Annotated in this window: 20 protein-coding genes; 8 read left to right on the top strand and 12 right to left on the bottom strand. The window is 71.5% G+C overall.

All coding sequences use genetic code 11. The features are described from left to right. Positions 1–52 precede the first annotated feature (52 nt). The 7 genes from OG906_RS02515 to OG906_RS02485 all read right to left on the bottom strand — a co-directional run bounded on the left by OG906_RS02515 (position 53) and on the right by OG906_RS02485 (position 9,127). Positions 53–979 carry an aldose 1-epimerase family protein gene (locus OG906_RS02515; protein ID WP_329439517.1) on the bottom strand — a complete coding sequence of 309 codons (927 nt, stop codon included), beginning with the start codon at positions 977–979 and terminating at the stop codon, positions 53–55. 67 nt (positions 980–1,046) lie between these two features. Next, on the bottom strand, positions 1,047–2,390 hold the full coding sequence (locus tag OG906_RS02510) for a chloride channel protein (RefSeq protein ID WP_329439515.1): 1,344 nt from the start codon (positions 2,388–2,390) through the stop codon (positions 1,047–1,049). A gap of 174 nt (positions 2,391–2,564) precedes the next feature. Next, the gene (locus OG906_RS02505) at positions 2,565–4,337 is read right to left on the bottom strand and encodes a cation:proton antiporter (RefSeq protein ID WP_329439513.1); all 1,773 of its coding nucleotides are present in this window, start codon (positions 4,335–4,337) and stop codon (positions 2,565–2,567) included. Between the two features lie 96 nt (positions 4,338–4,433). Further along, positions 4,434–5,453: a cytochrome d ubiquinol oxidase subunit II gene (locus OG906_RS02500; protein ID WP_329439511.1), complete on the bottom strand. Its 1,020-nt coding sequence runs from the start codon at positions 5,451–5,453 to the stop codon at positions 4,434–4,436. Further along, a complete protein-coding gene (locus tag OG906_RS02495) occupies positions 5,450–6,913 on the bottom strand; it encodes a cytochrome ubiquinol oxidase subunit I (protein WP_329439510.1) in 1,464 nt (487 codons plus the stop codon). Before OG906_RS02495 ends, OG906_RS02500 begins: the two co-directional genes overlap by 4 nt. Beyond that, positions 6,910–8,283: an NAD(P)/FAD-dependent oxidoreductase gene (locus OG906_RS02490; protein ID WP_329439508.1), complete on the bottom strand. Its 1,374-nt coding sequence runs from the start codon at positions 8,281–8,283 to the stop codon at positions 6,910–6,912. Before OG906_RS02490 ends, OG906_RS02495 begins: the two co-directional genes overlap by 4 nt. Positions 8,284–8,290: 7 nt before the next feature. Next, the gene (locus OG906_RS02485; protein WP_329439506.1) at positions 8,291–9,127 is read right to left on the bottom strand and encodes an SDR family oxidoreductase; all 837 of its coding nucleotides are present in this window, start codon (positions 9,125–9,127) and stop codon (positions 8,291–8,293) included. A gap of 371 nt (positions 9,128–9,498) precedes the next feature. Here OG906_RS02485 and OG906_RS02480 point away from each other — a divergent pair, with 371 nt between their 5' ends. Then, positions 9,499–10,026, top strand: a complete 528-nt coding sequence (locus OG906_RS02480; protein ID WP_329439504.1) for a nuclear transport factor 2 family protein — start codon at positions 9,499–9,501, stop codon at positions 10,024–10,026. A 316-nt stretch (positions 10,027–10,342) separates the two neighbouring features. Here OG906_RS02480 and OG906_RS02475 read toward each other — a convergent pair whose 3' ends face one another. The 3 genes from OG906_RS02475 to OG906_RS02465 all read right to left on the bottom strand — a co-directional run bounded on the left by OG906_RS02475 (position 10,343) and on the right by OG906_RS02465 (position 12,079). Then, positions 10,343–10,846, bottom strand: a complete 504-nt coding sequence (locus tag OG906_RS02475; RefSeq protein WP_329439502.1) for a TspO/MBR family protein — start codon at positions 10,844–10,846, stop codon at positions 10,343–10,345. A gap of 236 nt (positions 10,847–11,082) precedes the next feature. Continuing rightward, positions 11,083–11,394 (bottom strand): STAS domain-containing protein, encoded by a 312-nt coding sequence (locus tag OG906_RS02470; protein WP_329439500.1) that lies wholly within the window; start codon positions 11,392–11,394, stop codon positions 11,083–11,085. A gap of 271 nt (positions 11,395–11,665) precedes the next feature. Continuing rightward, a complete protein-coding gene (locus OG906_RS02465) occupies positions 11,666–12,079 on the bottom strand; it encodes an ATP-binding protein (RefSeq protein ID WP_329439498.1) in 414 nt (137 codons plus the stop codon). A 119-nt stretch (positions 12,080–12,198) separates the two neighbouring features. Between OG906_RS02465 and OG906_RS02460 the strand changes: the two genes are divergently transcribed. From OG906_RS02460 to OG906_RS02430, 7 genes are all read left to right on the top strand, one after another. Further along, positions 12,199–12,381 carry a hypothetical protein gene (locus tag OG906_RS02460; RefSeq protein WP_329448217.1) on the top strand — a complete coding sequence of 61 codons (183 nt, stop codon included), beginning with the start codon at positions 12,199–12,201 and terminating at the stop codon, positions 12,379–12,381. A 339-nt stretch (positions 12,382–12,720) separates the two neighbouring features. Then, entirely contained in the window at positions 12,721–12,882 is a 162-nt protein-coding gene (locus OG906_RS02455; protein WP_053676175.1) for a hypothetical protein, read from the top strand. A 255-nt stretch (positions 12,883–13,137) separates the two neighbouring features. Further along, positions 13,138–13,491, top strand: coding sequence for a PRC-barrel domain-containing protein (locus tag OG906_RS02450; protein WP_267799197.1), 354 nt, complete (start codon positions 13,138–13,140; stop codon positions 13,489–13,491). A gap of 294 nt (positions 13,492–13,785) precedes the next feature. After that, positions 13,786–14,697, top strand: coding sequence for a SigB/SigF/SigG family RNA polymerase sigma factor (locus OG906_RS02445; protein ID WP_329439491.1), 912 nt, complete (start codon positions 13,786–13,788; stop codon positions 14,695–14,697). A 406-nt stretch (positions 14,698–15,103) separates the two neighbouring features. Next, entirely contained in the window at positions 15,104–15,556 is a 453-nt protein-coding gene (locus tag OG906_RS02440; protein WP_329439490.1) for a hypothetical protein, read from the top strand. 518 nt (positions 15,557–16,074) lie between these two features. Continuing rightward, complete coding sequence (locus tag OG906_RS02435) at positions 16,075–17,430, top strand: PepSY-associated TM helix domain-containing protein (protein WP_329447903.1); 1,356 nt, start codon at positions 16,075–16,077, stop codon at positions 17,428–17,430. Between the two features lie 248 nt (positions 17,431–17,678). After that, on the top strand, positions 17,679–19,793 hold the full coding sequence (locus tag OG906_RS02430) for a SpoIIE family protein phosphatase (protein ID WP_329439488.1): 2,115 nt from the start codon (positions 17,679–17,681) through the stop codon (positions 19,791–19,793). Positions 19,794–19,968: 175 nt separating this feature from the next. Here OG906_RS02430 and OG906_RS02425 read toward each other — a convergent pair whose 3' ends face one another. Both OG906_RS02425 and OG906_RS02420 read right to left on the bottom strand, forming a co-directional pair. Further along, the gene (locus tag OG906_RS02425) at positions 19,969–20,559 is read right to left on the bottom strand and encodes a DUF4291 domain-containing protein (protein WP_329439486.1); all 591 of its coding nucleotides are present in this window, start codon (positions 20,557–20,559) and stop codon (positions 19,969–19,971) included. A gap of 245 nt (positions 20,560–20,804) precedes the next feature. Next, a complete protein-coding gene (locus OG906_RS02420; RefSeq protein WP_329439484.1) occupies positions 20,805–24,188 on the bottom strand; it encodes a BTAD domain-containing putative transcriptional regulator in 3,384 nt (1,127 codons plus the stop codon). Positions 24,189–24,251: the final 63 nt, after the last annotated feature.

Here is a 24,251-nt window from a genome sequence, read left to right as displayed (position 1 = left end):
GAGCGAGCGTCACACGGGTGGACAAGAGGAGCGACCCCCCGCCCCCGAGGCCTCAGCGGGCCGCGGTCCAGGGAGTGAGCCCCCAGCGGAACGTGTGGAGGTCGCCGGGCGCGAGCTCCACCAGGCCGGACCCGCTCCGGAACGCGTCGGGCGGGCAGGACATGGGCTCCACCGCGAGGCCTCGCCGCCGGTCCGGGACGGGCAGGGTGTCACCGGTGTACACCTGGAGGTACGCCGCCCCCTCGCCCAGCCACAGATCGCTGCCGTGGGACCCCGAGGGGTGCGCCAGGCGCACCACGGCCCGGCCGGCGGAGTTCCGTTCCAGTTCGGCGAACGGGGTGTCCAGGTGCTGCGGGCCGAGCACGCGCGGCGCCCGGAAGTCGTACTCCGTGCCCTCCACGGGTCGCGGAGTGACGGGCGCCCCCTGATCGGCGGGCGGCAGCCACGCCCGGGCCGGGAGGGTCACCACGGCCTCGTCGACCTGTTCGGTGCCCACCGTCAGGTAGGGGTGTTGGCCGACCCCGTACGGTGCGGCGCTCCCACCGAGGTTGCGTGCCGTCACGGTCACCGCCAGCCCCTCGGACCCGAGCGCGTACTCCGCACGGACGCCGAGGTGGAACGGGTAGCCGGGCTGCGGGAAGAGGGTGGTCCCGAGCAGGATCCGGTCCTCGGCGCGCTCCAGCGGCTCCCACGAGGCCCAGCGGAGCAGCCCGTGAATGGCGTTGCCGGCCTCCGGTTCGGTCAGCGGGAGCTGGAGCTCCTCGCCCTTCCAGTCGTACCGTCCGCCGCTGACGCGGTTCGGCCAGGGTACGAGGAGCTGCCCACGACCCCCCGTGATCGGCTCATCGGCGGTGTAGCCGTCCAGGACGCGCCGCCCGCCGACGGTGTAGTCGCGCAGCCCGGCTCCGAGTTCCACCACGACGGCGCTGTGCTCACCGCTGCGCAGCAGGAACTGCTGTCCGGTCGGGCTCTCGGGCATCGGGCCTCCAGGTCGGGGTGCGGGCGAACGGACGGGTGCGGGCGGAGCGGACGGGTGCGGGCGGCGATTACGGGGCCGCCGGTGTCGGGGCGGGCTTCGGAGCGGGGGCCGGGGAGAGCCGGATGGTGAGGACGTAGGACACCACGACCGCGACGATCACGACCGGCATCACGGTGAGGCCCTGCGTCCCCAGGAGAAGGGTGGCCAGCAACACGGAGGTCATCGGCAGCTTGAGCATCGCCACGCACATCGCACCGACACCCATGGCGAAGCCGGAGGTCACGTCCAGCCCGGGCAGCTGCGCCATAACCAGGCCGAGCGCCGCTCCCACGAACATCGAGGGGAAGACCGGGCCGCCGCGGAAGCCGCTGAGGGACAGGGAGTAGGCGAGCGCCTTGCAGAGCACGAGGAGAACCAGGGCCCCCACCGAGTAGCCCGCGTGGTCCGCCAGCAGCGGCCCGAGCGCGTCCTGGCCGGAGTAGAGGATCTCGGACGCCTCCTTGCCCGTCGACTCGGCGTACACCAGCGCGACCACGCCCACGAGAGCGCCGACCAGGACGGTGACCGGCACTCGTCGACGTTCGACCCGTCGCTGGAGGGACAGGCCCATCCGGCGGATCCCGGTCCCGCCGAGGGCGGCCACCACCCCGATGACGACGGCCCAGCCGAACCCGGCGAGGTCCGGGCGCGCGGCCTGCGGCACTTGATGGAGGACCAGCGAGAAGGTGCCCAGGCCCGTCCACGACCCCAGGCCGGTGAAGAAGAGCGCGCCGATACCGGCCGAGAGCAGGCCCGGCACCAGGACGATCGCCATCGTCGCCCCGCCGAGACCGGCGGCCTCCATCAGGAGGAAGGCGCCGAGGAGCGGCGAGCCGAGCAGCGTGCTGACGGCCGCGAAGCTTCCGGAGGCTCCCAACACGGCCATCGCCTCGGGCTGCATGCCCCGCTTCATCGCCCGGCCGAAGAACACGGCCAGGCCACCGCCCAGCGCGATGAGGGGCGCCTCGGGACCGAGTACCACGCCCGCGCCCAACGAGGCCGCCGCAGCGAGTGCGATACCGGGGAGGTCGACGGGCTTCGGCGTGCCGGTGGCGACGAGGCCTTCGGCGGGCTTGTGCCCGGCCTCGCCCGGCAGGTGGCGGATCGTCAGCGCCACCAGCAGCCCGGCGAAGGCCAGCAGGGGGATGGGCCACCACGACGGCGTTCCGTGAAAGCCGAGCGCTCGGGGAAGGTCGGTGTAGGTCAGCGACTGGAGTTCGGACACGAGCGCGAGGAATCCGAAGGCCGCCGCGGCGATCGGGATGCCGAGGAGCGCCGTCATCACCAGCAGAACGGCGTACCCACGCGTGCGGATCACCGCGAACGGATCCGGCGGCGCCGGGGCGGGCGATCCGGCGGGGGTGGCTGACATGCTCATCGTCTCCTCGGCAGCTGAGGCCATCTGCAACGCGGCGGCCGACAAGTCCCGATGATTGGTACCACGTGACGGCCGCACGATCCGGAAGGTCCGGCGCGCGAGGTCCAGGGGAACGTGCCCACCGTCATCCCTCCGGACCAATCGGCGGCCGCGGGACCGATCACGGCATCAGGGCGGCGGGGGCTCCGCCGAAGGCGTCAGCAGGACGGCGACGTCGCCCGCGGCGGGCGACGGCAGCGTCGACTCGGTCGCGGCGGTGAGCTGTCCGTCCGGGCGCACCAGGAACAACATGTCGTGCCCGGCCGGGATGAGCCCGTCGACCATCGTGCGGGTGACGATGCGGGCGCCCGCCGCGTACCGACGGGCCAGTTCGGGCCGGTTCAGGCCGGCGGAGAACAGGACCTCGCTGCCCGTGTAGGGGGCGACCACGCCGTGGCTGCGGGTGGGTGGCATGAGGCGGTGGACGGGACCCTCCGCCGTCTCCTTGAGGGTCATGACGGCGAGGGCGTTGAAGTCGTCCTCGTCGGTGAGCAGGAGGACATCGGTGATCCCCTCCAACTCGGCTCCGGCTCCGGTGGCGGCGGCGAGGAGTTCGCCGGGGGCCAGCTCCAGGCCCGCGTCCTTGATGCTCTGACGCTGGCGGTCGAGGCCCGCCCACATCAGGACGTCCAGGCCCGCCGAGCGCAGCGCGCCCCCCAGTTCCACCACCCAGGGATCGCCGCCGACGAGCAGGGGCCGCGAGCGTGCCGAACGGCGGACGTCGAGGAACCGCGCGGCGGGAACGGCGGTCAGGCCGTAGAGCATGACGGTGGCGACGATCACGATGAAGGTGGCCGGCAGGATCTTGTCCGCGCCCTCGATGCCGGCCTGCACGAGCGCGGCGGAGAAGGTGGCCGCGGTCGCCGCGGCGACGATGCCGCGGGGCGCCATCCAACCGATGAACCATCTCTCCCGGTAGGGGACATCGGTACGGACGGTCGACAGCAGCGCCACCAAGGGTCTGACCACGAGAACGAGAGCAGCGGCGAGGCCGAGGGCCGGCAGCACGACATGGCGCAGCGACTGCGGGGTGACGGTGGCGGAGATCCCGATGAACAGCAGCCCGATGATCAGCGAGACCAGGGTTTCGAAGAACGGCCGGCGTGCCGGCATGTCCAGCCCCGGCAGATTGGCCAGGGCCATGCCCATCACGACGGCGGCGATGAGGCCGGTGTCGTCCCGCAGGGCGTCGCAGCCGGCCGCCACCGCGATCACGGCGGCGAACTGCGTGGTCGTGCCGAGCACTTCGTCGAGCGTGAGGCAGCGGAGCAGCAGCCAGAGCACCGCCGCTCCGACGGCGCCGCCGATCAGCCCGATCGCGGCGCTGACGCCGAACGCGCCCAGTTGGGCGGCCAGACCGGGCTGGCCTCCGGCCAGCACTCCGTGGAAGACGAGCGCGCCGAGGATGCCGCCGACCGGGTCGATCAGGGAGCCTTCCCAGACGAGGACGCGTTGCAGCCGCTCCCTCGGGCGGACGAACTTGAGCAGCGGTCCGACGACGGTCGGGCCGCTGACCACGAGGATCGCGCCCAGCATCACGGCCGCGTTCAGCGACATGCTCATGATGGGGACGGCGAGCAGCGCCGCCGACACGAAGGTGATCAGGGCGCCGAGCCAGATGAGCCTGACGACGACCGTGCGGGTGTGGCCCTTGAGACGGTGCAGGTCCAGGCCGAGTCCGGCGTCGTAGAGGATCACCGCGACGGCGAGCGAGACCAGCGGGGAGAACGCGTCGCCCAGCAGCTTCTCCGGGTTGACGTCGTCGGTCAGGACGCCGGCGATGAACCCGGCCGGCAGCAGCAGGAGGATCGCCGGCACGCGCAGCAGGTTCGCCAGCAGTTGGCAGGCGACGGCAAGGGTCACGATCAGCCCGACGCCGATGAGTACCTGGCTCGATGTCATAGCGGCCCTCCTGGGATGCCGTACCGGCCTAACCCGCGACCCGGACGACGCCGCGGCCGACGCGGACCGACGCCGGCCGCTCGACGCGCCGGGGCGTCACTCGCCCACGTCCTCGTCGGTCAGCGGTTCCAGCACGCCGTGGGTGTCGAGGCGGTACAGGACGACCAGCGCGGGGACGATCAACACCAGGGCGACGAGCGCGACGATGAGCATCCACTGGAGCGGGGCGCTCGCTCCGGCGCCCTGCTGCACGGTCAGCGAGGTGGGCACCAGGTAGGGCCGCTGCGCGAACCCCCAGGCGGCGACGAGCAGTGCCACGACGGCGACCGAGGAGTACCGCGCCCATCCCGCCGCCTTGCCGGAGATCAGCCAGGCGGTGACCGCCAGAGCCACCACGGAGATCAGCAGGAGGGCGAGCCCGGCCCCGTGGGTGAGTCCGTGATGGACGTACGACGCGTGGGGGTCGGTCACGGTCAGGCCAAGCACGCCGATGATCAACAGCGCGCCACAACTGATCCATGCCCGGAAACGGAAGTAACCCATCAGGTCGGGGGCGTCGAAGCGGCGGGCGTCCACGGTGAGGAACACCGCCCCCAGGAAGGCGGTGGATGCCACCGCGACGAGCCCGGCCATGATCGAGGTGGTGTTGGCCCAGGCATGGGCCGTGGCGGGGGTCCCGGGAGCGACGCGCCCGGAGGCCACCGAGCCGATGGCCGTTCCCAGGAAGAACGGCGTGAGCAGGGAAGAGACGGCGAACATGGCGCCGTAGATCCGGCGTCCGGCGAGCCCCCTGGTCGGCTTGCGCAGCGCGAACCCGGCGCCGCGCAGGACCAGGCCGATGGCGGCGAGTGCCAGAGGGAGCCAGAGCGCCGTGAACACGGTCTGGAAGAACACCGGGAAGCCGGTCCACATCAGGATGAACGCGAAGATCAGCCAGACGTTGTTGACCTCCCAGACCGGGGCCATGGCGTGGTCGATCAGCCAGCGGGGTCGTTTGCCGCGCTCGGCCCCACCGGCCAGCAGATCCCAGAAGCCGGCGCCGTAGTCGACGCCGCCACCGCAGGCGTAGGCGGCGATCACGAGCAGCAGGATCCAGGCGACGATGCTCGCGGTCACAGTTCGCTCCCGGGGTCTCGACGGGTACCCGGTGCGCCGGCGGCCGTCTCCGGGCGGGGACCGTACGGCGTGTCCGTCTCCGGGGTGTCGGAGAGCACGCGCGCGGATCCGGCGTCGGCGAGCCGCCACCGGGTGCGCATCTTGAGCAGCACGCCGAGGAACGCGCCGAAGATCAGAACGTAGATCACCACGACGAGGCCGAACATGATCCACAGGGAGGAGGCGGGCGTACCGGTCACCGCCTCGGAGACCCGCATGTTCTGGTACACGATCCAGGGCTGGCGCCCCACCTCGGTCATGATCCAGCCGCACTCCACGGTCACGATGCTCGCCGCGCCGGCCACGGCCGCGCACCGGAAGAACCACCGCGATTTCGGCAGGTCACGATGCCGCCACCAGCACCAGGCGTACCAGAGCGCCAGCAGGATCAGCACACTCCCGATCGTCGCCATGATGTCGAACGCCCAGTGCGCGATGGTCGCCTGGGTGGCGGTGGGCCGGTCGGAGGCGGGTACCGAACTCAGGCCGGTGACCTTCGTGTCGGGACTGAACCCGGCCAGGATGGAGTCCAGCTGCGGGATCTTGATCCCGCCCTTGATGCTGCCGTCCTCCTGGAGCCGCCCGAACAGGTACTCGGGCACATGCGTGTCGGTCTTCCACACCAGCTCCGCGGCGGCGAACTTGATCGGCTGCTTGATGAAGACCTGCCGCGCGATGTTGTCACCCAGAAAGAACTGCACGGGGGTGAGGATCGTGGCGAGGGTGAACGGCACGGTGAAGCCGAGACGGTGGTAGCGGTCGCGACGGCCGCGCAGCCAGCCGACGGCGTACACACCGGCCACCACGTAGCCCGCGGTGAGGAACATCGCAACCACGAAGTGCCAGTACTGCGGGCCGAACATCGGTGTGAAGATGGCCTGTTGCACGCTGACGTTCACGGGCCGGCCGTTGGCGTCGAGGGTGAAGCCCTGGGGGGTGTTCATCCACGAGTTGGCGGCGATGATGCCGAACGCGCCCATCAGCGCCGCGATCGGCATCGGGACGCCCAGCCAGAAGTGAGTCTTCGGCTTCAGACGGCGCCAGCCGTAGAGGTAGATGGCGATCAGGATCGCCTCCAGGAAGAAGGCCCACGCCTCGATCCCGAAGCCGAGCCCGAAGACATCGCCCCAACGCCCCATCATGCCCGGCCAGAGCAGCCCGAACTCGAAGGACAGCACGGTTCCGGTGACGATGCCGATGGCGAACTGGACGGCCATCACCGCGGACCAGCGGCGGGCCAGCAGCAGCGCCACCGGATCGGAGGTGCGCAGCCCCCGGTAGTGCATGACCAGGGTGATGAAGGGCAGTGCCACGCCCAGGGGCACCAGGATGATGTGCGAGGCCAGGGTGAAAGCCATCAGCTCCCGTGCGGGCAGCAGTTGCGCGGGGGCATCCGCCAAGAGGTGTGCCGTGGTGCTCATACGGGTCTCCGTGGCTCGTTCCGGGCGACCGAGGAGTCGGCCGGTGGGCTGGACGGGGAGGGGGGAGGCGCGGCCGTGACGTCCGGATCCGCCGCGGTGAAGGCGCGCTCACGACGCGAACCGGAGGCGAAGACCACGGCCCAGCTGAGCAGGGCGCCCGCCCGGCTGCGGAAGCCGGTCAGGAAGACGATGTGGATGAACAGCCAGATCAGCCAGCCGATCAGCCCGGAGGCGTGGAAGCGGCCCATCTTCACGACGGCCCTGCCCCGCGAGATGTACGCCGCACTGCCGAGGTCCAGGTACCGGAAGGGGCGGGGCTCACGGGTCCTGCCCTCGACGGAGTGCCGGATCCGGCGGCCGGCGTAGGCACCGCTCTGCATCGCGACCTCGGCGAGTCCGGGCAACTTGTCCAGGCTCATCAGGTCGCCCACCACTCGGATCTCCGGATGGCCGGCGATGCTGAGGTCGGGCTCCACCCGGATGCGGCCCGCCCGGTCCTGCTCGGCGCCCGTCGCCCGTGCCAGCGCCGTCGCCAACGGTGGCGCCTCGACCCCGGCGGTCCAGAGCACCGTGCGCGCCTCCACGCGGTCGCTGCCGCCGTCCTTGCGGCTCACCGTCAGGCCCCTGTCGTCGACCTGGGTGACGATCGACCGGAGGTGGACCTCGACGCCGAGGTCGTCCAGGGTCCGGGCGGCGCGGTGGGACAGCACCGGCCCGAAGGCGCCCAGCACACCGTCCGACCCGTCGAACAGCAGGACCCGGGCCTGGCCGGGGTCGATGGTGGAGAACTCCCGCTCAAGCGTGTGGCCGGCGATCTCCCGGATCTGCCCGGCCAACTCGACCCCGGTGGGACCGCCACCCACGAGGGCGAAGGTGAGCCACTGCGCGCGTTCCAGGGGGTCCGTGCTCGCCTCGGCCATCTCGAACGCCTGGTAGATCTTGGTCCGTACGGCCAGCGCGTCCTTCAGGGTCTTCATCCCGGGGGCGAACGGCGCGAACTCGTCGTGCCCGAAGTAGGACTGCCGGACCCCGATCCCCACGATCAGATCGTCGTAGGGCAGTTCGAGCACGACGCCGTCCGGACGGGTCGCGCGGACGATCCGGCGGGCCACGTCCACGTCGTCCGCCGACGCCTGGAGACAACGGACCCGGGGGTGGCGACGCAGGACGGCCCGCAGGGGCTGGGCGATCTGGCCCTCGGAGAGGATGCCCGACGCGCACTGGTACAGGAGCGGCTGGAAGAGGTGGTGGGCGCAGCGGTCGACGAGGGTCACCTCCACGGGGGCGCTGCGCAGGGCCCGTACGGCGAACAGGCCGGCGAAGCCGCCGCCGAGGATGACCACCCGGCGGTGCGTGACGTGGTCATCCACGGTCGGTTCAGCCTCCGGTGGCGAAGCCGGGGAAGAGCGTCATTCCGCCGTCGACGTAGAGGGTGGTGCCGACGACGTAGTCCATCAGATCGGAGACCAGGACGGTCACGGCGTTGGCGATGTCCTCGGGGTCGCCCACCCGCCGGTAGGGAACCAGCCGCAGGAGATCGGCCTCGGCCTCCGGGGTGTCCCAGGCGCTGCGATTGATGGGGGTGCGGATCGCGCCGGGCGCGACCGCGTTGACCCGGATCCCGCTGGGCGCGAGCTCCTGCGCCAAGGTCTGCATCAGCATCAGCACGCCGCCCTTGGAGGAGGCGTAGTTCACATGGCCGGACCACGGAATGATCTGATGCACCGAGCTCATGCAGACGATCTTCCCGGCCGACCGGGAGACCTCCGGTACGACGCCCCGACGGATGAACTCCTTGGCCGCCTCCCGGGCACAGAGGAACTGCCCGGTGAGGTTGACGTCCAGCACCTTCTGCCACTGCGCGACGGTCATCTCGGTGACGGGGGCATCGCGCTGCAGCCCCGCGTTGGCCACCATGATGTCGATGGTGCCGAACTCCTCGACCATGCGGTCGACCATCCCGACGACCTGGTCCTCCTGGGAGACGTCCGCCTGATGCGCGTACGCCCGCACCCCGAAGGACTTGATCTCCTCGACCACTTCCTCGGCCGTTTCCGGTCCGAAGACGTAGTTCACGACGACATCGGCGCCTGCCTGGCCCAGGCGGATCGCGGTGGCCTTGCCGATGCCGGAGTTCGCACCGGTCACCAGGGCCTTCTGCCCTCTGACGATCTGCGGCCCCCGCTCCCGCCCCTTGTCCACAGCTGAGGTCACTGATCTCTCCCGTCCTTGGCCGCACACAGGTACCGGGCCACCCTTCCCAGCGGCTCCCGCGCGATCGGGAACGGCTCGCCGCCCTCGGCCGTTCGGGCAGTGATCTCCCCTCGAACAGCGCAAGCGGACCCCCGGGCGTGGGCGTCGCCGCGTATGGGTCGTGCGGTCCGCACGCTTCGGAGAGGCCGGGTGGACGCGCGCGGATAGCGTTGGACACCCCCCGCCCCGGTCGGGCCTGGAAAGTGGACACGGCCCGGCCCGAGTCTGTGCGCCATGAACGGTCCGACCGCGGGCAGCCCGCGGCGGGCCACCGCCGGGCGCGCCCTGTCATCACACCCGCACACTCGTCACACCCCCCAAGGAGCATCACCATGATCTCGACCACCCGCCCCTCCCGTGCCATGACCGTGCTGGTCACCGCCGCGGCCCTCTGCGCCACGACCGCCACCACCGCCCACGCCACCGGCGCCCACCCCGCAGGTGCCGACCTGCGGCCGCCGAAGATCGTCGCGGACTGGGCTCGCGCCTGGAACGGCACCGATCCGCAGGCGCTCGGCGCCCTGTTCACCACCAACGGGACCTACACGGACCTGGGCGTGGGCGTCGCCTTCCGCGGTCGTCAGGAGATCGCCGGGTGGAAGGCCCGCGCCGACAGCCTCATGGACGACGTGCACGTCACGGTGCGCGCCACCCACCGCGACGGCCGCCGCATCACGGTCGACGCCGTCTACGCCGGCCACCTCAAGGGCGCTCCCAAGCCCTTCGCCGTGCGGATGACCACGCTCCTCGACCTCGACGGGAACCGCTGCCGGATCGTCTCCGACGAGGACGACTACAGCCTCGGCACCGTCCTCGCCCAGTCCGGCCTGCCCGCGGACTGGACCCCGTCCGGCAACTGACCGGCCGCCGCGCGCCGCAGCGACCGCGCGGCTGTCACCCGCCGCGCGGCCCCCGAGGCAGCACTGACAGCACCGGCAGGAGCGGGCCAGGAGCGGGTCAAGACGAGCCTGCGGTCCCGGACCCGTTCACGGGGTCCGGGACCGTCCCCCCGAAGGTCCGCACACCCGCAACCCGCGCCCACGTAAGCCTCGCCTCCGAGGGATGTGCCATCCAGGATCCGGTCGCCCCAGGGAGTGCTGAGCCGGCCTGACCTTCGCGGACGTCGTCTGGTGCGACGACCGTGACGCTCGTCGTCCCCCGGGGTTGGAATCGGGCTCAGGCGTTGAGATGCCAGATGGCGGCGTTGAGGGCGGTCGCGAAGGCCACCCACAGCAGGTAGGGGGCCAGCAGGAGCGCCGCCGCGCGGCTCAGCCGGAGGAAGCGGATCAGGGTGATGGTGAGAGTGGCCAGCAACAGGCCGATGTCCAGCAGCGCGAGTCCGTACTGGCGCGCGCCGAAGAACAAGGGTGTCCAGGCCAGGTTCAGGAGCAGTTGCGCGGACCACCAGACGAGGGCGGTCCTCGCGCGGGACCGGTCCGGATGGCGCCACACCAGCCAGGCCGCCACAGCCATCGCGGCGTACAGGACGGTCCAGACGGGTCCGAAGAGCCAGGCGGGTGGCGCCCAGTCCGGCCGTTCCAAAGATCTGTAGACCTCGCCCGCGTCGGCGGACGCGAGCGCGCCCAGAGCCGCGACGCAGTAGGTCACCGCGAGGAAGGCGGCGAGGGCCGCCCAGTTCCGGGCCCCTCGCCGACGTGTCGGTGTCGCGGATGCTGCCACGGCCGGCTCCCGGTGGTTTCGACGTTGCGGCGACGTGCACACCTTCTCTTCCGTCCCGGCCCGGCCACCGGATTCACCCATCTCAGGCGGGGCGGGGCGGGGGAGGGGTGCGGGGGTCGGCGTCGGACCCTGTGCTGGATGGATTCCCTCATGCCAGGATCGGAGAAATCTGTAGCAGCGGTATCAGATGTGCGGACGTCGCGTGATCATGTTTCCGACCTCGCCCTCAAGCGCGCTCAATCGCGCATCGGGTCGAAGAAGATGTCGGTGCCGGTGACCTGGAAGAGCCTGGAAAGTTGTGGGTGGTAGGGGCCGACGACGACGAGGCGTTGCCTGCGGTGTGCCTGGACCAGCGTGTTCAACAGTGAGGAATCGGCGAAGGTCACCGAGGCCAGGTCGACGACGGTCTTGTCGACCCCGTCGAGTTCGGCTGCCTTCAGGGCCTCCCGCAGGGGCCCCGCGGTGGCGGTGTCCAACTCGCCTGAGCACACGATCACGCGAGTGCCGTCAAGGTCGGGCAGCGTGCGCACCCACGTCGCCTCTCCCACGTCTTCTCCTCGATGGTTCTCGGTGCTGCCCTCTGGGACCTCGACTCGGCGGCCTGGAAGCCCTCGGCTCGGTGGGCTCGCAAAAAGAGTACCTTCCCCCGAGGGAAAAACTAACCTGACCACAGTAGAAAAAGTGTGAGTGCGTACCGATGATTGCTTGCCTGATCGGGGTGGCTGTGGCGGGGCTGCTGAGTGGCGTGTCGCGTCCCCGGGCCGGTCGCGGCGGTCGATGGGGCGCGGAGCGGATGGGCCTCCAGGAGGGCGGCCGGGCTCAGCGGGGGAGAGCGGCGATGATCGCTTTGCCCGCGCCGGGGCGCGCCGGGACGATCGTGAGGCTCTGGGCGAGACGCTGGATCATGGGCCAGCCGAAGCCGCCGGTACAACCCGTCCAGTCAGGGGTGCGGCCCCGGGGCTGGGCAGGACTGGGATCCTCGACGGTCACCTGGATGCGGGCGCGGTCGGCGCGCAGCTTCAACGAGGTCACCGCGCCGGCGTGCCGAAGCGCGTTCGTGACGAGCTCGGAGACGAGGAGGAGCACGTTCTGGATGGTGCTCTCGGGCGGCGGCGGATCGAGAGCGGTGAGGAACTTCGTGGCGGCGTCGCGTGCCTGGTCGGGGCGGAGGGGCCGGCAGGTGTGCTGCGCCGAACGGCCGGTATGACCCTCGGGCGTGACCAGACTCTGCATGACACTCTCCGTTCTGTGATCCGTTCTGCGATGACCTCTGTGTGGTTGCCGCTCCACGCGCTTACCCCGCCCGCGCGTGACTATCGGACCGTGGCCATCGGGCTTGGAGGTTGTCTCGCGTGGACGGGTTCCTGAGCTCCTTGCTCCTGCGCGAGGGCGTCGACGGCCGGACCGGGGTGCGCGCCGAGAACGAGCAGCCGAACGACGAGGAAGCCCGTGCAGCCTCCTTCGCGAAGATCGAGCAGGCCGCCAGGACGACCGCACCAACCAGGCCTGGAAGGCTGTCCCACGACGTGACGTGATGTCCGAGCGGCATGATGCCGGTCGTGAGTGCTGATCTGTCGAAGCGTCTGGTCCCTGATGCACTCCCGGAGCTGGTTGCCCCGTTATCGCCTATCGCCGTCGTTCGCGGCTCGACCGCACGGTGGTGGGACTCTTCGGCTACCTGCCGCTTGACCGTCCGGCGTGAACGGAAGGGCTCACACTTCCTGTGCCTTCCTGTGCCTGGCTGCTGTGCGGCGCCCATGCGTCGGAGCCACGCGGCTCATCCGGTTGCCCGCCTGCGTCGATAAGAAACAAGTAAATCCGGTGTGCATGGCTTGGGGGTGTGGGGGCATTCGATTGTTCGGAGGTTGATAATCATGGTTCCCCTGCTTCTTGTTCTTCTGCTCGCTTTGATTCTTTTCGGTGCCGGTTTCGCGGTGAAGATCCTTTGGTGGGTCGCGATCGCGGTGCTGGTGTTGTGGCTTGTCGGGTTCGTTGCCCGTCCGAAGGGTGGGAGCGGCCGCTGGTACCGCTGGTAGACGGGTGTTCCGTCTGTGGTGAACGTGTTGTGGGGTCCGTCCTTTCGGGGGCGGGCCCCACGGTCGTGTCCGGATTCGCCTTTGTGTTCGGGGGTGTGGCCTGCTCTTTCGGGGTCGATCGAGAAAAAGGGTGTGTGGGGTGTGTGGGCGGGGTGGTCGGGGGCAGGCGGCGTTGTGGCGGAACGGCGCCTCTGCGGTGGTGAATGTGCCGGGAGAAAGCCTCCGTTGATTTCGAGTGGTGAGGGAGTTCTTCGTATGACTGAGAATGTGTGGGGTTACCGCGAGACGTCCGGTCGTCTGGCCGGTGCGGACCTGACGGGCTACAAGGTCGAGGCGACGGACGGCTCCATCGGCAAGGTCGACAAGCACTCCGACGAGGTGGGTTCCGCGTACATCGTGGTCGACACCGGTCCGTGGATCTTCGGCAAGGAGGTTCTCCTGCCGGCGGGGACGGTCAGTCGGATCGACGCGGACGACAAGAAGATCCATGTCGATCGGACCAAGGAGCAGATCAAGAACGCTCCGGAGTTCGACAAGGACAAGCACCTCGGTGACGCGGACTATCACCGTCAGGTGGGCGGCTATTACGACGGGCCGCACCGCGTCTGACGGACGCGCGCACACCCCGGGCGGGGGCGACAGCCGAACGGCTGCCGCCCCCGCCGCGCGTCACCGGGGGAGTCCGAAACCTGCCCGATGTGGGCCCGGTTGCGTCCAGCGCGTGAGCGCCGGCCGGCCTGCCCGCGCCACCCCGTGTATCCCAGGCCGATCGGCGTCCTTCTGCCCGGTGTAACCGGGAATCGTGCGGGCACGCGCCTCCAAGCAAGCCGGTTCCGGCTCCAGGCAACCCGGTTCCGCACACCCCGGCTCCAGGCAACCCATTCGTTCAGGAGGACTGCTCTCATGCCTCACCCCCTGGCCGTCAACTCCCCGCGTGCGGCGGCCAGGGTGGCACCGGATCCGGGCGAGTGCTCGGCCATCCGGTCGGAGGAGAGCTTGCCGCGCATCGACGAGCCCCTTCAGGTGGCGCCGGCTGACGCGCGAGAGCTGTCACGTCTGTTCCTGATCCGGCTGAGGGCGTCGGAGGAGGGAACTCGCGAGTACCAGTACGCACGCAACACCCTCATCGAGATGAACATCTCGCTGGTCCGTTACGCGGTAGGGCCCTTTCGCGCCCAGGCCAACGGATGCGTCGAGATCGAGGACCTCATCCAGGTCGGGACCATCGGCCTCATCAAGGCCGTCGACCGCTTCGACCCCGGCCGGCACGTCGAGTTCTCCACCCTCGCCCTGCCCTACATCACGGGCGAGATCAAGCGGTATTTCCGTGACACCACCTGGGCCGCACACGTCCCGCGCCGCCTCCAGGAACTGCGCGCCGAACTCGCCAGAAGCCAAGAAGCCCTGACCGAGGCCCTGGGCAGAGCGCCGGCGGTGAGGGAGGTCGCCGAGTACCTCAGGCTCTCCGAAAGGGAAGTCATCGAGGGGCTGTTGGCGGCCAACGCGTACAACAGTGCCTCCCTCGACACCGCCGGCGACACGGAGGAGCGGTCCGCCGCGGGCACCGACAGCCGGCCGCCGGCCGACACGGTCGGCGACATCGATCCCGCCCTGGACCGTTTCGAGGACTTCCACACCCTCGCCCCCCTCCTTCGCAAGCTCGGAGAACGCGACCGACGGATCCTGCGGATGCGCTTTGCCCAGGAGATGACACAGGCCGAGATAGGCGCCGAACTCGGCATCTCCCAGATGCAGGTCTCGCGCCTCCTCTCGCGTACCTTGGCCCGCCTGCGCAGCGGCATGCTCGCCGACTGAGAACGCGGGAACGAACCGAGCATGCGGGAACGAGCCGAGAACGTGCCGGGTGAGCTGAGAACGCGCGGGGTGAGCTGAGAACGCGCGGGGTGAGCTGAGACGCGCGAGTGAGGCGAGACGCGCGAGTGAGGCGAGACCTCGCGCGTGAGGTGACCTCGCGCGCGAGCAGGACAGGCCTGGCGAGGCGCCTGCCTGCCGGACGGCCGGGCGCGCTACGCTCTGCCGCGAGTTTCAGGTCCGGTCGGGCTGACCGAGCGCTCGACGGCCCGGAGGGCTGCCACCCGGTCACCGGTCCGAGCCGGGGGGCCCGGGCATGCGTCGCGGGAGTCCGGGCACCTGACGGGGAGACTCCTGTTCCGTTCTCGGGGCCCGTCCCGAGCGCCCACGCCCGCCGAGAGGATGCACGATGGCCGACGAGTCCGGAGTGACGGAAGGCAAGCCCCAGAGGCCGCGGTCCCCCGAGGTGGTCGAGCCGCTCCTGGACCTGGAGCTGCGCATGCTGATCAACCTGGTGAACAAGGACGAGGAGAACCGGTCTCATTTCGGCGTGTCGCTGAACATTCCCGGCGGGGTGATCTACGGGCAGGTGATCAGCCGGAGTGCGTACGCGCAGGAATGGGAAACCGCACTGCGTGATCTGCCCGGCGCCGGCGCCGAATCGCTCGCTCGCCTGCCGAGGCTGATCAACCAGGTCCTCGAAGAACAGAGCGAGGAGCAGGAGACCGACCCGCTGCCGCGCTGGGTGCATCTCCAAGACGCCGTCTTCCTGACAGGCGCAGCGAACCAGACCATGCGCTACGGCCTGTGGCGTGGACGCCTCGCCGACATCGTCGGCTGGTCCCTTTCCATTCCGTCCTGAACGGTGCGCACGTACCGGACGGTGACGGGCCTCAGCTTCCCTCGGTCGCTGCGACCGCGCGTCTGACGGCGCCCACGAGGCACCAGGTGCGCTGCCCGCACGGTTTCCGGCCACGCCTCCTGGGCTCACCCCGCGCCGCCTGCGCTTCAGCTGTTTGAGATTCCGTGGAAGTGGCGGAAACCAGATGGGGTTCCCATCCGACTACGGGGGAGAGGCAGTCGGACCCGGCGTCCGGTGCCTCGTATTCCGGACAGGAACGACGGCGGGCGGAGACACGAGGTGAGGGGTATGCGCGGCGGTTGCCGCAAGCGGGGGCGAGCACGGTTCGCCCGATCCGGCCCGAACTCTCACGACTCCCGCCCCGCCCGGTCTCCCGTCACACTTCCCGGCTCAGCCGCACCCCTGGGGGAACGCACGTGACGTCGATCACCGATCATGAACCGCTCAGACCGGCGGCGCCGCCGCAGGAGCCCGCTCCCGGGCGTTCCTGGCAGGGTGTGCGTGCCCTGTTGGTGAGGATGCACTTCTACGCGGGGGTGTTCGTCGCCCCGTTCCTGCTCGTGGCGGCCCTCACCGGACTGATCTACACCTTCACTCCGCAGCTCGACCAGCTCGTGTACGGAGACCGGCTCCAAGTCGAGCAGGTCGGCGATCAGGCCCGACCGCTGTCCGCGCAGATCGCCGCGGCTCGTGCCGCGTACCCGGAGGGCTCGCTCGCCTCCGTCACCACGGCGGCGGAGCCCGAAGACACCACACGCGTCGTGCTGTCCCTGCCCGAGCTCGGAGAGAAGCAGCGCACCGTCTTCGTCGACCCCTATACCGCGGAGGTCCAAGGCGAACTCACCACCTGGTTCGGGTCGACACCGCTGACGACGTGGCTCGACGACCTGCACCGCAACCTGCACCTCGGCGAGACGGGCCGCCTCTACTCGGAAGTCGCGGCCAGCTGGCTCTGGGTGGTCGTCGCCGGCGGCCTCGTGCTGTGGGTCGGTCGTAGCCGGGGACAACGCGCCCGGTCCGCCCGTGGCGTGCTGCTCCCGGACCGGGCCGCGCGCGGAGTGCGCCGTACCCGCAGCTTCCACGCGGCCACCGGAGTCTGGCTCGCGCTCGGCCTGTTCTTCCTGAGCGCCACCGGTCTGACCTGGTCTCACTACGCCGGCGAGCGGTTCGGGCAACTGCTGGACGCGACCAAGGGGCACGCACCCGAACTCGACACGGCGCTGCCCGGGACCCGATCGCCGGCCGGTGGGGAAGGCGGGGAACACGCCGGCCACGGCGGCGATCACGGCGGTGAGAAGAGCGAGGGGCCGGATCCGGCCGCGTTCGACGCCGCACTCGCCGCGGCCCGGGGCGCCGGGCTGGGCGGCACCGTCGAGGTGAAGCCCGCGGCGGACGCCTCCAGCGCCTGGGTCGTGGCGCAGAAGGACAACGTCTGGCCGGTGCACTACGACCAGGTCGCCGTGGACACCGGCACGGGAAAGGTCACCTCGCACAGCCGGTGGGCCGACTACCCACTGCCGGCGAAGCTCAGCAAGCTCGGCGTGCAGGGGCACATGGGCGTCCTTTTCGGCGTCCTCAATCAGATCGTGCTGGCCGTCATCGCGCTCGGTCTGGTGCTGGTGATCGTGTGGGGCTACCGCATGTGGTGGCAGCGCCGACCCACCCGCGCGGAAGGCAGGGCCACCCTCGGCCGCGCCCCGGTCCGCGGTACGTGGCGTAGGCTGCCGATTCCCGTGCTGGTGGTGGGAGTTCCGCTGGTGGCCGCGCTGGGTTGGGCGATGCCCGTGCTGGGAGTGACACTGCTCGCCTTCATGCTGGGCGACCTGGCGGTCGGCCTGGTCCGCCGGGTTCGGACCGCCCGGCCGACACCCTGACGAGGCCGTCCATCGGCGGTCCGCTCACCGGACGGGCCCCGGCTGCGCAGCGCTGCCGGGACCCCGTTCGGTTCAGAGCCGCCGTCGCTCTGCTCCCGGATGCCCGGACGCCGGAGCCGGGGGAGCGGCGGGTGCTTTCGGGGCCCTGGGTCGGCCGCGGCTCGGGCGGAGCTGATTGAGCTACTTGACGGCTCTGCGGAGGGCCACCGGTATGCCGGTCGGGCAGGCTGGGTGCGGAGGTGATCGCGGTGACGCACGAGGATCCGTCCCGTCAAGCACGGCGGAGTGTTCCCGGGGACGTGGACCTGGCGGTGCTGGACGCCCTGTTCACGCAGTCACCGGTAGGGCTCCACGTCCTGGACACGGAGCTGAGGCTGGTGCGGATCAACACCGCCACGCGGACCATGCACGACGTTCCCGTCGAGGCACTGCTGGGGCGTCCCTTCACCGATGTCTTCCCCGGCCTGACCGCGATTGGGGAGGTGACGCAGATGATCCGCGGTGTGTTGAAGACCGGAGTACCGGTGCGAGAGCACCTGGTGCGTTCGCGGCTGGACCCGGATCAGGGGCGGGAGAGGACGCGCTCGGTTTCCGTCTTCCGCCTCAGCGACGAGCGGGGAACGATTCTGGGGGTGGCGGTCGCGGCGGTCGACGTCACGGAACCGCAGGAGGCGCGGGCCCGACTGGGGGTCCTCGACGGGGTGCGTGAGCGCGTGGGGCAGACCCTCGACGTCATCGCCACCTGTCAGGAGCTGGCAGACGCCCTGGTGCCGGCCTTCGCCGACATCGCCGTGGTGGAGGTGGTGGAGGCGGTGGTGCGCGGCGAGGAGCCCCCGACGGGCCCGCTCGCTCAGGACGTACCGCTGCGCCGCGCCGCCTTCCAGGCACGTGGCGAACGCCGACAGGCTCAGGCCCACCCCGTGGGCGACGTGCGGAGTCTCGGCAACCCCACTCCCTACAGCCAGACCCTGATCGACCTCAGGCCCCGGATCGTTCCCCTGGGCGATGACAGCCCGTGGCTGGGGGCCGACCCCAAGAGGGCGGGCGCCATTCGTTCCGCGGGAGCCCACAGCCTGCTCGTGGCCCCTCTGGCCCTGCGGGGCAGGGTTCTGGGTCTGGTGAGCCTCTATCGCACCGACGGGTCCGATCCCTTCGGCAAGGGCGATCTCGGTCTCCTGCGACAGGTGAGCGCCCATACCGCCCTCTGCGTCGACAACGCCCGCCGATACACCCGCGAGCACACCATCGCGGCCACGGTCCAACGCCATCTGCTGCCGCGCCATTCCATGGGGCAGAGCACCGTCGAAACGGCCCACCTGCACGTTCCCGGCGGCAACGGGGGCGGCGGCTGGTTCGACGCGATCCCCCTGTCGGGCGCGCGCACCGCCCTGGTCGTGGGCAACGTCGCCGGACACGGCATTCACACCGCGACCACCATGGGACAGTTGCGCACCGTCATCCACTCGCTGGCCGCGTTGGACCTGGAACCGGACGAGCTCCTCGCCCGCCTCAATGACACGGCCCGCTTCCTGGCGGCGGAACGCGCGGCCCAACCGACCGGTGACCCGATGTACGAACAGCCGCTCTCCGCGAGCTGCCTCTACGCGGTCTACGACCCCTTCGCCCGCACCTGTACGTTCGCCTGCGCCGGCCAACCGACGCCACCGGTGATCGTCCGTCCCGACGGCGGCACCGAAACAGTGGAGCCGGCCATCGGGCCCGCACTGGGTGGCGAAGGCTGGCCCTTCGCCACCACGACCGTCGCACTCGACGAGGGCACCACCCTCGCCCTCTACACCCCCGGGCTCCTCGCCACGGCCCAAGCCGAAACGGGGGACGCCACCGGCCCGGGCCTTCTCGGCGATGTCCTCGCCCGTCCGGGCCGATCCCTGCAGGATCTGTGCGACGAAGCCCTGTACGCACTGGGGCCCGGCAGCCGCGACGGTGACGCGGTACTGCTGCTCGCCCGCACCCACGCCTTCCCCACCCACGCCACGGCCACCTGGGACCTGGCCGACGAGTTCACCGAGGCTGCCGCCGCCCGCGGGCACACACGCCGCACGCTCAAGGGCTGGAACGTGGACGACGACACGGCGGCCGCCACCGAACTGATCGTCAGCGAACTGGTCACCAACGCTCTCCGCCACGGCAACCCGCCCCTGCGGCTACGCCTCATCAAGGACCGCACCCTCACCTGCGAAGTCCACGACACGAGCACCACCAGCCCCCACCTGCGCCACGCCCGCGCCGTCGACGAAGGCGGCCGCGGCCTGTTCATCGTCGCCCAACTCGCCCAGCGCTGGGGCACCCGCCACACCCCCGGAGGAAAGACCGTCTGGACCGAACAGGACCTGACGCCCTGACCCCGGCAGGGCATGAACGCAGTTCCGGGCCGCCACCGGGTGTACGCGCAGAACTCCCGCCCACGGGGGGCGTTGATCGAAGCGGCATCCGAGACGGAGGAGCGGATCCGGGTCGGTTTCTGGGTGGCGGATCGAGGGCGCGCACCAGGACGCGCCCCCGCCCGGGGCGGATCGATTACGCGCCGAGGTGGGGCAGCGGGCCCGCCGGGTAGGGGATCTCCGCCGGAAGGAGGGCCCGCGCCGCCGCGTCCTCGCCGGCTCGGACCAGGCCGTGGATCTCCCGGACCTGCGGGGTGACGTCGCGGATGGCGACCGTCCACTCGTCGGCGTACGCGCGCGAGAGGGGCCCGGCCAGACCCAGTTGGAGCGAGCGGTGGGGCAGCGGGTTCAGGTGCAGGTCGCGTTCCGGGTCCCACTGGACGCGGGCGGAGCTCTCCCGCAGGGCCCGCTTCCAGGTCGCCACGTCGGGATGGATGCCGTGTTCGTGGTGCGAGAGGCAGGCGTGGCGCAGCGCGTGGTCGAATCCCTCGCGGGTGATCTCGACGGCCAGAACCGTCTCCTGGTCGGTCTTGCCGCCCCAGCCGCAGCGGTACATCATCCACAGGAACGACGGCTTGATCCACGTCATCCGTTCCCGCTTCCAGGCCGGCGGGAATCGTCCCTCGCGGGCGGCCGGAACCCCCAACAGGGGGGAGTACGCCTGGTAGACGGTGACGGTGTCGGCGGTGTGTGCCGCGCGGATCTGGCGGTTCGGAACGTCGTGCATGCCCCCAGGATGCCTGGCGCGTACGGCCTCCGGCCGGCGGATTTCCCCCCCCCGGGGCGGCGGGCCGCGCCCATCCTCCGCTCCTCCGCGTGCGGTCGATGGGGCCGGGCTACTCCAGCCAGGTTCCCTCGCGCATGAGCACCCTGCCGCGCAGTTCCGCCTCGCCTCGCCAGGCGCGCACGGATCGGGGTGGGCTGTCGACACCCATATGGCCCCCGGGGACCCGCGGGACCTCGGGGGCCGTGTCACACGGCGAAGGTCCGGCGCCGGCGGTGCTCCGCTGCCAGGTCGGCCGCGGCGTGGCGCGCGGCCGCCGCGTGGTGCGGAGCGTGCCAGGCGTGGGCGACACGTTCGGCGAGGGCGTAGGCGTCGGCCGCCGCCCGGGTATCACCGAGGAGGCGGTGGAGGTCCCCCAGGGGGTGGGCGAGGGGGCGGGTGGCGTAGGCGGCTCCCGCCGCGCCGCCGAACTGGTCGCGGATCGGCAGCAGGTGCTCGATCAGTGTGCCGGCGGCCTCGGTGTCGGCGTGCAGGACCGCGAGTTCGCAGCGGTAGTCGAGCTCGACACCGTAGAGGTGGTCCGTCACCGGTCGCGGGGCGAAGCGCACCTCCCGTGCCTCGTCCAGCCGCCCTTGGCGGGCCAGGAGCAGCGAGTGCGCCACGGCGACGGGCGCGCCGACGGCCTCGTGCACCTCGCGGACACTGCGCTCGATGTCGGCCGTCCGCCCCTGGGTGAAGCGGATGGTCCACAGGCCGAGGGTGCGGGGGCCCGTCGCGTGGTGCGCCCCGACGCGCTGGAACAGTTCGTCCGCCTGGGCGTAGCGTTCTTCCGCCTCCGTGAACCGTCCCGCGATGGCCGCCAGCATGGCGCGGGTGGTGGCGTTGATGCCCCGCGCCCACAGCATTCCGTAGCGGTGCGCGAGGTCCAGGCCCTCGGTGGTGTGTCGGTGGACCGCGCCGGGGTCGTTGCGGGCGGCCGCCGTCATGGCGTCGAGGTGTTCGCACACCCAGCGGTACGCGGGCAGGTCGTGTTCCCCGGCCAGCTCGCGCAGTTCGGCGATGAGTGGCGGCCGGTCCGCGCCCTGCAGCTCGTGCGGCAGCAGCTTGGCCGAGGTCATCAAGGCCGAGGCGAGCAGCCGGGGTTCGCCGTCGGAGCGGGCCAGCTCCAGCTGGGCGTCGGCCGCCTCACGGGCGCGCGGTGCGTCCTCGCCGGCCACGGCGTCCGCGAGGACCTGGAGCACGCGGGCGCGGGTCGCCCCGTTCAGGGAGTGGTCCCGGGCGAGGCGCTCCAGGCGGGCCAGCGCGGTCCGGTCGAACAGCCCCTCCAGTCGACTGCGCCAGGGCGAAGGCTCGGTCCAGGCTCCGTAGACCGCGGCGACCAGGTCGTCGCGGCCGGCGCGCACCGCGAGCTCCACCGCCCGTTGCCGGGTGTGGCGGGCGGCGTCCGTGGCGCCGGCGCGGACCTGTGCGCCGAGCAGGCGCATCAGGAGGGCGAGGGTGGCGTCGGGGGCCGCGTAGGGATCGGTGGTGGCCGCGCCGTGCACGTCGAGCGCCTGCGCGATCAGAGCGACCGCCACGTCGTGCGCGTACCTGTGTTCCGCCAACTCGGCGGCGCGCAGCGCGTAGTCGACGGCCAGCGGGGCGTTCGCGGCCCTGCCCGAGCGGGCGAAGTGGTGGGCGAGCGCGGCCAGGTCCCCGGGCCGCTGCCGGTGCAGCGTGCGGGCGATCCGGTCGTGCAGGCGCGCTCGTCGTACGCCGGACAGGTCGGTGTAGACGGTGTCGCGGACCAGCGCGTGTACGAAGCCGACCCGGCCGGGCGCCGGCTCGGTGAGCAGGTCCGCGGCGAGCGCGGCGTCGAGCCCTTCGAGCACGGTCTCCTCGTCGACATCGGCCGCCTCGACCAGCAGGGCGACATCGGTTTCCAGACCGACGACGGCGGCGAGGCGCACGACCGCCAACCCGGCGTCGGGAAGCAGGGCCAAACGCCTGCGCAGCACGTCCCGGACGCCCTGGGGGACCTCGGAGAGCGCCACCAGCGCGCCCTCACGATCGAGCAGCCGCGCGCTCTCCCAGACGTAGAACGGATTGCCGCCGGTCCGCGCGGTGATCGTGGCGACCGTGGCCCGGTCCACGGGCTCACGGCAGACGGCGTCGACGACGGTCGCGACGTCGCGCGCCGGCAGCCCGCCGAGCGCGATCCGGTGCGGAAGGCGGGCGGCGAGCCGGGCGAGGCTGGTCACCAGCCGGTCGGTCACCTCGGCGGGGCGGTAGCAGGCAACGGTGAACAGGGGCACCCCGGTGACCGCTGCCGCCGCTTCGAGCAGCGCCAACGTCTCCCCGTCGGCCCGGTGCAGATCCTCGAGCAACACGGCCAGTGGCCGCCCGGCGGAGGCGGCGGAGGCGAGCCACGCCGTGAACGCGCGGTGCGTACGGAAACGGTCGGCGGTCGCCTCGTCCCGCGTGGCCGCGGCCGTTCCCTCCGGCTGGTGCAGGAGCACGGCGAGATCCCCCGCGTGCGCGGGAGGCACTTCCCGGGCCAGGGCGCCGAGCGCCTCCACCCAGGCCCACGCGGGCGGCGCGCCCTCCTGCTCGGGGCAGCGGCCGACCACGACCGTCCAACCCTCGTCCCGCAGCCGGTCCGCGAACCGGGCGAGGAAGGCCGACTTCCCGGCTCCCGCCTCGCCGGTGACCAGCAGCGTGCCGCCGGTGCCACGGGCGGCCAGTGCCGCCGTGTCGGCGGCGCCGAGTTCCTCGCCCCGGCCGAGGAACAGGGGCGGTCTGCCGGCGGGTACGGCGGCGGGACCCTGCGCGGGCGGGCCGATCGCCCGCAGCGGCTCCGGCACGCCACCCGCGGGCGGCCGCTCGGGCACGTGGGCGCGCAGTACGTCCAGCCGCTGGTCGAGGAGGGCGTGCTCCAGCCCCACCAGGGCGGGCGAAGGATCGCAGCCCAGCTCATCGCGCAGCACCGCCTTGGCGCGGCGCAGCGCGGCGAGTGCGTCGGCGCGCCGCCCGCAGGCCCAGTGGGCGAGCGCGAGCAGCCGCCAGCCCTCCTCACGCAGCGGGTGCTCACCCACCAGCGCCTCGGCGGCCGAAGCCGCCTCCGCGGTGTGCCCGGTGCGGAGATCGGCCGCGACGGCCAGCTCGCAGGCGTCCGCCCGCAGGTTCGCCAGGCGGGCCGCTTCGGGCAGGGCCCAGGGTTCGTCGGCGTACTCCTGGAAGGCCGGCCCCCGCCACCAGGCCAGTGCCTCGGCCAGCAACTCCCGTCTCTGTGCGGCCGGGGCGCGCCGTGCCCGTTCCAGCCGTGCCTCGAAGCGCCATGCGTCCACCGCGTCCTCGGGGAGGTGTAGGGCGTACCCCGGTGCGGAGGTGACCAGGACGGTGGCGGGGGCGCGCGGCGCTCGCTCGGGCTCCAGCAGGCGGCGCAGGTTGGACACGTACGCGTGCAACGACACGGTGGTCTTGGCCGGCGGGGTGCCGCGCCACAGGTCCTCGGCGAGGCGGTCCACGGACACCACCGCACCGCGGGACGCGAGGAGACAGGCGAGCACGGCCCGCTGCCGCGGTGCTCCCAGGGGGACCGGCGTACCTCTCGTCTCGGCGTCCAGGGAGCCCAGCACTCGTATTCGCAGCACGTCCGGAAATCTACCGGAGGTGGCGAAAACGTTATGTCGACGAAGGATGAACGCCCTGGTCGG

The sequence above is a fragment of the Streptomyces sp. NBC_01426 genome (assembly GCF_036231985.1).
GTDB lineage: Bacteria > Actinomycetota > Actinomycetes > Streptomycetales > Streptomycetaceae > Streptomyces.
This window is presented reverse-complemented; position numbering and strand designations above follow the sequence as displayed.

Coding starts and splice junctions, on each gene's coding strand:
- OG906_RS02505 (WP_329439513.1), bottom strand. CDS start 4,337: ATGACATCGAGCCAGGTACTCATCGGCGTCGGGCTGATCGTGACCCTT.
- OG906_RS02495 (WP_329439510.1), bottom strand. CDS start 6,913: ATGAGCACCACGGCACACCTCTTGGCGGATGCCCCCGCGCAACTGCTG.
- OG906_RS02425 (WP_329439486.1), bottom strand. CDS start 20,559: ATGCACGACGTTCCGAACCGCCAGATCCGCGCGGCACACACCGCCGAC.
- OG906_RS02510 (WP_329439515.1), bottom strand. CDS start 2,390: ATGTCAGCCACCCCCGCCGGATCGCCCGCCCCGGCGCCGCCGGATCCG.
- OG906_RS02450 (WP_267799197.1), top strand. CDS start 13,138: ATGACTGAGAATGTGTGGGGTTACCGCGAGACGTCCGGTCGTCTGGCC.
- OG906_RS02445 (WP_329439491.1), top strand. CDS start 13,786: ATGCCTCACCCCCTGGCCGTCAACTCCCCGCGTGCGGCGGCCAGGGTG.
- OG906_RS02465 (WP_329439498.1), bottom strand. CDS start 12,079: ATGCAGAGTCTGGTCACGCCCGAGGGTCATACCGGCCGTTCGGCGCAG.
- OG906_RS02440 (WP_329439490.1), top strand. CDS start 15,104: ATGGCCGACGAGTCCGGAGTGACGGAAGGCAAGCCCCAGAGGCCGCGG.
- OG906_RS02480 (WP_329439504.1), top strand. CDS start 9,499: ATGATCTCGACCACCCGCCCCTCCCGTGCCATGACCGTGCTGGTCACC.
- OG906_RS02455 (WP_053676175.1), top strand. CDS start 12,721: ATGGTTCCCCTGCTTCTTGTTCTTCTGCTCGCTTTGATTCTTTTCGGT.
- OG906_RS02435 (WP_329447903.1), top strand. CDS start 16,075: ATGCACTTCTACGCGGGGGTGTTCGTCGCCCCGTTCCTGCTCGTGGCG.
- OG906_RS02515 (WP_329439517.1), bottom strand. CDS start 979: ATGCCCGAGAGCCCGACCGGACAGCAGTTCCTGCTGCGCAGCGGTGAG.